General features: G+C 65.0%; 6 protein-coding genes. 3 read left to right on the forward strand and 3 right to left on the reverse strand.

The features are described from left to right. Window positions 1-94 precede the first annotated feature (94 nt). Window positions 95-1906 (forward strand): DNA mismatch repair endonuclease MutL, encoded by a 1812-nt coding sequence (gene mutL, locus AC07NV_RS17425; RefSeq protein ID WP_495167644.1) that lies wholly within the window; start codon window positions 95-97, stop codon window positions 1904-1906. Window position 1907: 1 nt separating this feature from the next. Continuing rightward, on the forward strand, window positions 1908-2438 hold the full coding sequence (locus tag AC07NV_RS17430) for a homogentisate 1,2-dioxygenase (protein ID WP_495167645.1): 531 nt from the start codon (window positions 1908-1910) through the stop codon (window positions 2436-2438). Here AC07NV_RS17430 and AC07NV_RS17435 read toward each other — a convergent pair whose 3' ends face one another. The 3 genes from AC07NV_RS17435 to AC07NV_RS17445 form a co-directional block, all read right to left on the reverse strand. Further along, complete coding sequence (locus tag AC07NV_RS17435) at window positions 2439-3635, reverse strand: alkaline phosphatase family protein (RefSeq protein WP_495167646.1); 1197 nt, start codon at window positions 3633-3635, stop codon at window positions 2439-2441. Between the two features lie 43 nt (window positions 3636-3678). After that, a complete protein-coding gene (locus tag AC07NV_RS17440; RefSeq protein WP_495167647.1) occupies window positions 3679-5244 on the reverse strand; it encodes an alkaline phosphatase D family protein in 1566 nt (521 codons plus the stop codon). 275 nt (window positions 5245-5519) lie between these two features. Further along, complete coding sequence (locus AC07NV_RS17445; RefSeq protein WP_495167648.1) at window positions 5520-6266, reverse strand: MauE/DoxX family redox-associated membrane protein; 747 nt, start codon at window positions 6264-6266, stop codon at window positions 5520-5522. A gap of 41 nt (window positions 6267-6307) precedes the next feature. Between AC07NV_RS17445 and AC07NV_RS17450 the strand changes: the two genes are divergently transcribed. Beyond that, window positions 6308-6709, forward strand: a complete 402-nt coding sequence (locus AC07NV_RS17450) for a MerR family DNA-binding protein (RefSeq protein WP_495167649.1) — start codon at window positions 6308-6310, stop codon at window positions 6707-6709. The last annotated feature ends 192 nt before the right edge of the window (window positions 6710-6901 follow it).

A 6901-nucleotide genomic window follows, 5' to 3' on the forward strand; every position in this document is an offset into this window, starting at 1 on the left:
AATTCCGGCTCGTCCGTAAAGGGCTGGCTGGACAAAACGATCAGGCTGTGCGGGTGGGTCGCGATTTGCGTTCGACTGCGCTAGGAGAGGCCCCATGTCAATACGTCGCCTGCCGGAAAAGCTCGTAAATCGGATCGCAGCCGGTGAAGTGGTCGAAAGACCCGCCGCAGCGCTCAAGGAACTGGTTGAAAACGCCATAGACGCCGGTGCGACTCGCATTTCGGTGCGAATCGCCGAGGGCGGGATTTCGCGGCTCGAGGTCGAGGATGACGGCTGCGGAATGACCGCGTCCGACATGGCGCTTGCCCTCGAACGCCATGCCACGTCGAAACTGCCCGACGACGCGATCGAGGATGTGACGACGCTCGGTTTCCGCGGCGAGGCGCTGCCCTCGATCGCCAGCGTTGCGCGGCTGACGCTCGAAAGCCGGGTCGCGGGCGGCGACGGCTGGAAGCGCGTCGTCGACAATGGCACGGTGGCCGCCGAAGGGCCTGCGGCGCTCGCGAAGGGCACGCGCGTTGTCGTCGAGGATCTGTTCGCGCGCGTTCCCGCGCGGCGCAAGTTTCTGCGCAGCGGGCGCAGCGAATATGCGGCCTGCATCGATGTTGTGAAACGGCTCGCGATGGCGCGGCCCGATATCGGTTTCACCGTCGAGCATGACGGACGCCGCGTGCTCGACGTGCAGGGCGATCAGGACCAACTCACGCGCGTGGCGGCGCTGACCCAGCGCGATCTGGCCGCGAACAGCATCGGGGTCGATATCGACCGCGCTGACGTGCATCTGGGCGGCGTGATTAGCCTGCCGACCTACAATCGCGGCATCGCCGATCATCAATATCTGTTCGTCAACGGCCGCCCGGTGAAGGACCGGTTGCTCGTCGGCGCCTTGCGTGGTGCCTATGCCGATCTGCTCGCGCGCGACCGGCATCCGGTTGTGGCGCTGTTCCTCGACGTGCCGACGAGCGAAGTCGATGTGAACGTCCATCCGGCCAAGACCGAGGTGCGCTTTCGCGACCCGCAGCTTATTCGCGGGATGATTGTCGGCGGGCTGCGCCGCGCGCTCGACGAGCATGGCTTCCGCAGCGTCCAGCGTCCCGCAGAAGCCGCGCTTGCTGCGTGGCAGCAGGAACCGGTTGTCCCGCAACCGGCGACGGGTTTCCTGTTCGGCCACCGCACCGAACCTGCAGTGCACCTGTTCGGCGCCGACATCACGCCGGCGGGCGAGGATGTCGCGCGAGTCTATGACCGTATCACGCCCTTCGCGTCGGCCGCGCCGATCGCCGGCCGCGCCGAGGTTGCGTTTGCGCCGCCGCCCGAGGTCGAGGCGCACCCGCTCGGCATCGCGCGGGGTCAGATTGCAAAAACATATATCGTCGCTGAAGCCGAGGACGGCCTGGTCATCGTCGACCAGCATGCGGCGCACGAACGCCTGGTGCTCGAACAATTGCGCCGCGGCATGAGCGGGCAGACGGTGCCCTCGCAAGGGCTGCTGTTGCCCGAGGTGGTCGAACTCGACGAACCAGCGTGCGACCGGCTGGAAGCTGCAGCACCGCAGCTTGCGGCACTCGGCGTCGAGCTCGAACGCTTCGGCCCCGCCGCAGTCATGGTTCGTTCGACGCCGGCGATGCTCGGTGCGATCGATTGCCGGAAACTCGTCACCGACATCGCCGACGATCTGGCGGGTTATGACGCCGCGCTGGGGCTCAGCGAACGTCTCGAACTGGTCGCGGCGACGATGGCCTGTCACGGCTCGGTCCGCGCCGGGCGCACACTGAGTGTTGCCGAGATGAATGCGTTGCTCCGCACGATGGAAGTGACGCCGCATTCGGGCCAGTGCAACCACGGTCGTCCGACCTGGGTGAAGCTCGCGATGGACGATGTCGAGAAATTGTTCGGGAGGAAATAGGATGGAATTTCGGATCATCGCCATGTTGCTGGCCGCGGCCGTCCCTGCGGCCGCTGCCGCGGCTCCCCCGGGGAAGGATACGGCATCCTGTCCCGCGGCCCCCGTCCTGCCGTCCGAACTTGCGGACTGGGCGCGGGGTGCGACAAGCAAGACGATCTACGCCTATGGCGACGACCTCGGCGCCGACTGGTCACCGCTCGGCGCCGCGCGCACCTTGTTGCCGCTGCACAAGTTCGAAAGTCTGCGCTACGGGATCGCGCCCGACCGCAAGCCCGACGTCTACAAGTTCGGCGGCATGATCCCGATCGACGTAAAAAAGCCGGGGCGGCTGGTCGTCGCGCTCGACGCGGGCGCATGGATCGACCTCGTCCGCGACGGTAAGGTCGTGAAATCGGTCACGCATGGCCACGGCCCCGCCTGTTCGGGCATTCGCAAGATGGTCGAGTTCGACGCGACGCAGGGGCGCTATCTGCTGCAGATCGTCAACGCGCCGACGGCATCGATCCACGCGATGGCGGTGCTGCGCGACTGATCAAGGCAGGCGCTTCGCCAGCACCCCGGTCGCGTCGCTCGGCAGCGGCGCAACGCCGATCAGCCGCATCAGCAGCGGATAGACTTCGATATTGTCGACGATGCCAATATCGCCTTTCAGACCCGTACCGCTCGCAACGAACAGCGCGAGCATCTCGGGGTCCTGATTGTCATAGCCGTGGGCGCCGCCCTTGATGGGCCAATTGGGTGTGCCCGCGATGATCGACCAGCCGGGATCGGCGATACAGATGATTGCGGCGACGCGCGGGTTCTGGCCGTAGTGGAGCCGTTTCGGCAGGTCTTCGCGGCGGTTGCACGCCATATGGTCGTGCGGTTTCAGCAACGCCTCGTACACACGGTTGTCGGTCCCGGCCGCGGGTTCGATTGCAGCATAGGGACCGGTCTCGACCGCAATGATGCTCGGGAGGTCGATCAGGTCGGCGAGCTGGACGACGCGGCTTTCGTCGATCGCGCGCATACCATGGTCGGCGACGACGATCATCTGCGCGGGCTGTCCCATCGCCGCAAGACCCGCGACCAGTTCACCGACCCGCGCATCGACATCGGTGATGGCGGCATTCACTTCGGCGCTGTCGGGGCCGAATTTATGCCCGGCATCGTCGACGGCCTCGAAATAAAGGGTGACGAAGGCGGGACGGATCTCGGCGGGCCGGCGCATCCAGTCGAGGATGGTGTTGGCGCGCTGCGCATAGCCGACATTCGCATCATAGCGCAGCCAGTCGGGTGGTCGGCTCTCGTGAATCGCGACCTCGCTGCCCGGCCAGAACATCGTCGCGCTGCGAACGCCCGCCTTGCCGGCGGTGACCCACACGGGCTCGGCCTCGTCCCACCAGAACGGGTCGAGCGACTGCTTGGGATCGCCGAGGCTGAACCGCACATCGGGGCGCCGCGGATCGATCATATTGTTGCCCACGATGCCGTTGGTGTCGGGCCGCTTGCCCGTGACGATCGCATAATGATTGGGAAAGGTCTTGGTCGGAAAGGACGGCCGCAGCTTGCCGCGCGCGCCCCCGGCGGCGAGGCGCGACAGATTGGGCGTGATGCCGCGGTCGAGATAATCGGCGCGAAAGCCGTCGATCGAGATCAGGATCGTCACGGGCTTGCGGTCGCTTCTGTCCTGCGCTTGCGCGGCAAGGGGAAGAATGAGGGCAAGCAGCAGCGAGAAGAGGCGGTTCATGCGCGCTCCGCTATGGCGTTTATGTGACCGCCCCGCGACAGGATCACGCCATCCTGATCCCCGCGACGTCGCGCTCGACAACCCCCGTCGCGCGTTTCGACAGCGTGTTCACCGGCGTCGTCACCTTGTCGACGACCATGAAATGCGTCTGCCATGCTTCGCGATTGACGTCGCACACGATATAGCCGCGCTGGTCGTTGGCGAATTTAAGTTCGGGATTCAGCTTCAAAAACTCGTCGGTGCCGTTGCGCTTGTCGCTCCCGTCGCCGCCGCTCGAAATCGAGGTCGCGACGAATTCGGCGCCGACGACCTTGTCCTTCAACACCAGGTCGCCACAGAAATTCTGATGCTCGTCGCCGGTCAGCACGACATTGTTCTTCAGCCCGGCCATACGCGACAATATGCGTTCGCGCGGGGCTTCATAGCCCGCCCAGCTGTCGAGGTTCAGGATCTTGTTCGGCTCGTCGAGCTTGCGCCGCCGGTCGAGCGACATCATCGTGATCTGCTGCGCAAAGGCGTTCCAAGTCGCGCCGCCCTTCGACAGGTTGCGGCCCAGCCAGTCTTCCTGCGCCTTGCCCAGCACCTGGGCATTTTTGTCGAACACACCGGGGCAGGCGGGCTTGAACCCGTCGTCGCACGGCTGGTCGTCGCGATATTGCCGCGTGTCGAGCAATTGCATCGCCATCAGGTCGCCGTACCGAAACTCGCGGTTCATCGCGACCATGCCGCCGCGCGGCAGCAACGCCTTGCGCACCGGCATATGCTCGTACCACGCCTGCATCGCGGCCTGTTTCTTCAGCATGAAGACTTCGGGTGGCGCCGCGTCGGGATCGTTGACGTCGAGCCCCATCTTCCAATTGTCGATATCCGACACCCAGTCGTTGCGGATTTCATGATCGTCGAAGCTCGACAGAAAGGCGTGGACCGAGCGCGCCGCCTGCAGATCGATATCGCCGAGCTGCTGCGAATAGGCGGTACGGAAATCGTCGAGATCGATGAGCGCGCGGAAAGCATGCTTGCGCACCGGGCGCGTCGGCAGCCCGGTGTTGAACAGATATTCCTCGCTATATTCATAGATGAAGTCGCCATAATGATAGACGAAGGCGAGGTCCTCGCGCGCGAGATGGCGATAGGCGCCGAAAAAGCCCGCCTCGAAATGCTGGCATCCGGCGACCCCGAATTTCAGACCGTCGGGTTTCGCGCCCGGCGCGGGCAGGGTGCGCGCGCGTCCGCGCAGGCTGCGCTCGCCGCCCGCGGTAAAGCGGTAATAATAGGGCCGGTCTGCCTGCAGCCCCGCGACCTCGACATGGACGCTGTGTGCGAGTTCAGGACGCGCAAGCTCGGTGCCCTTGGCCACGACATCGCGAAAGCCGCTGTCGCTCGCGACTTCCCATTCGACCGGGACATTGGTCAGCGGCATACCGCCGTGGCGCTCCATCGGCTCGGGGGCAAGCCGCGTCCAGATGACGAAGCCGTCGCTTGCCGGGTCGCCGGCTGCGACGCCAAGCTTGAACGGGAAATCGCGCAAGATGCCCTGCGACCGGACGATCGCCGGCGCGGCGAGGCCGGCGAGGGTCGCCCCGGCGATGAAATGGCGGCGATTGTACATGGCTGGCTCCGTGCGGGCGCGAATCGATGGACCCTCGATAGACGAGCGGCAGGTTACATCAATGCGGCAGACGCATCGGGGACGGCGTCGCGGCGATGGCGCGCAGGATGCCGTGCGTAGGTCCACCATCGCGTCGGCGCCGAAGATCTTGTCTGCGGCGCCGACGCGCGGCGCGGGCGGGGAGGGGATTGCCCGCGCGGGGGGCTGGTAATTCAGCGGGGTTCGTCAGGGCGCGCCGCTTTTGATGCGTTGCCGAAGCGTTTCGGTCGGCATTGTCACATCGGCTGCCACAGCATCCACGACATCCACAGCGCCATCGCGATCATCATCACATTTTCGGTGAGCGAAACGAAGCCGAGCGGGACCTTGCTGCTGCCGCCGACGCACGCGCATTTGATGTCGCGCTTGTCGATATAGACCGCCTTGAACACCGACACCGCGCCAATGCCGCCGATGAACAGCGCAATGGGAATGGATAGCCACGGCAGGGCATGGGCGGTCATCAGCACCCCGGCCAGCCCCTCGGCAAAGGGATAGATTGTGGCGTAGGGCACCCAGCGTTTGGCGAGCAGGTCATAGTTTAGGAACATCGTCGCGAACTTGTCGACGTCTTGCAGCTTGAGTAGCGCAAGCACGATCATGCTGAACGAGATGAACCATTCGGCGGCACGAAGGGTGAAGGCGTTTCCTTCGACCGCAAAGCTGGCCGCGAGCGCCATCAGCGCGGTCATCGCGAATAGCGCAATCACCGGCGTGTAGCTCGTCGCGTCGGGATCGGCGACCTTCAACCCGAAATGGCGGCGCAGGTCGTCATGACCGCCGATGCGGACGCCATCGATGAAGGTCTGCGGCGTCGTCGTGACGCCATGCTCGGCTTTGAACGCATCGGTTTCCTCGCGCGTCGTCAGCCAGCGGTCGTCGACCGCGAAGCCGCGGCTTTCGAGCAGATGTTTCGATTTGAGGCCATAGGGGCAGGTATGGCCGGGCATGACCATGCGATGGAGGGTTGCTTGGCTTGTCATGCACCCCATATAGCCTCCGTACCATAGTACGGAGTCAAGCGATGCAATTCACCATCGGCAAATTGGCGCATGCCGGCGACGTCGGCGTCGAAACCATTCGCTATTATCAGCGCCGCGGCCTGATGGGGACGCCTGCGCGCAGCGGCGGCGACGGATGGGGTGGCGATGTACGCCGCTATGACGGCGACGATCTGCGGCGCCTCAAATTCATCCGCTCGGCGCAGGCATCTGGCTTCACGCTCGACGAAATTTCCGAACTGCTCGCGCTCGAGGCGAGCGACGACCGCGTCCGCGTGCGCACGCTAGCGCGCCAACGGATCGACGTGCTCGACGAAAAGATCGCGCAGATGACCGCAACGCGCGCCGCGCTCGCGCGCCTCGCCGACCAATGCGCGGCCAGCGACAAGGGGGCGTGCCCGATTCTGGCGGCGTTCGAGCCGTAGGGGCGGTCGCAGCTGTTCCGGGAACGGCCGGAAACGACCAATAGTTGCCCTCCATTCATCGTCATCCCGGACTTGATCCGGGATCCACGACGACGGCGCAGCTATGGATCCCGGATCAAGTCCGGGATGACGAAGGTCTGAATGGGACCAAGAGTTGCTGTTCCCCGGCGAAGGCCGGGGTCCAGGGCGCAA

Source organism: Sphingopyxis sp. GW821-FHT10B01, assembly GCF_059415685.1.

Bases quoted from the DNA above. Each gene is read 5' to 3' on its own strand.
- mutL (WP_495167644.1), top strand. From the start codon at position 95: ATGTCAATACGTCGCCTGCCGGAAAAGCTCGTAAATCGGATCGCAGCC.
- AC07NV_RS17430 (WP_495167645.1), top strand. From the start codon at position 1,908: ATGGAATTTCGGATCATCGCCATGTTGCTGGCCGCGGCCGTCCCTGCG.
- AC07NV_RS17435 (WP_495167646.1), bottom strand. From the start codon at position 3,635: ATGAACCGCCTCTTCTCGCTGCTGCTTGCCCTCATTCTTCCCCTTGCC.
- AC07NV_RS17440 (WP_495167647.1), bottom strand. From the start codon at position 5,244: ATGTACAATCGCCGCCATTTCATCGCCGGGGCGACCCTCGCCGGCCTC.
- AC07NV_RS17445 (WP_495167648.1), bottom strand. From the start codon at position 6,266: ATGACAAGCCAAGCAACCCTCCATCGCATGGTCATGCCCGGCCATACC.
- AC07NV_RS17450 (WP_495167649.1), top strand. From the start codon at position 6,308: ATGCAATTCACCATCGGCAAATTGGCGCATGCCGGCGACGTCGGCGTC.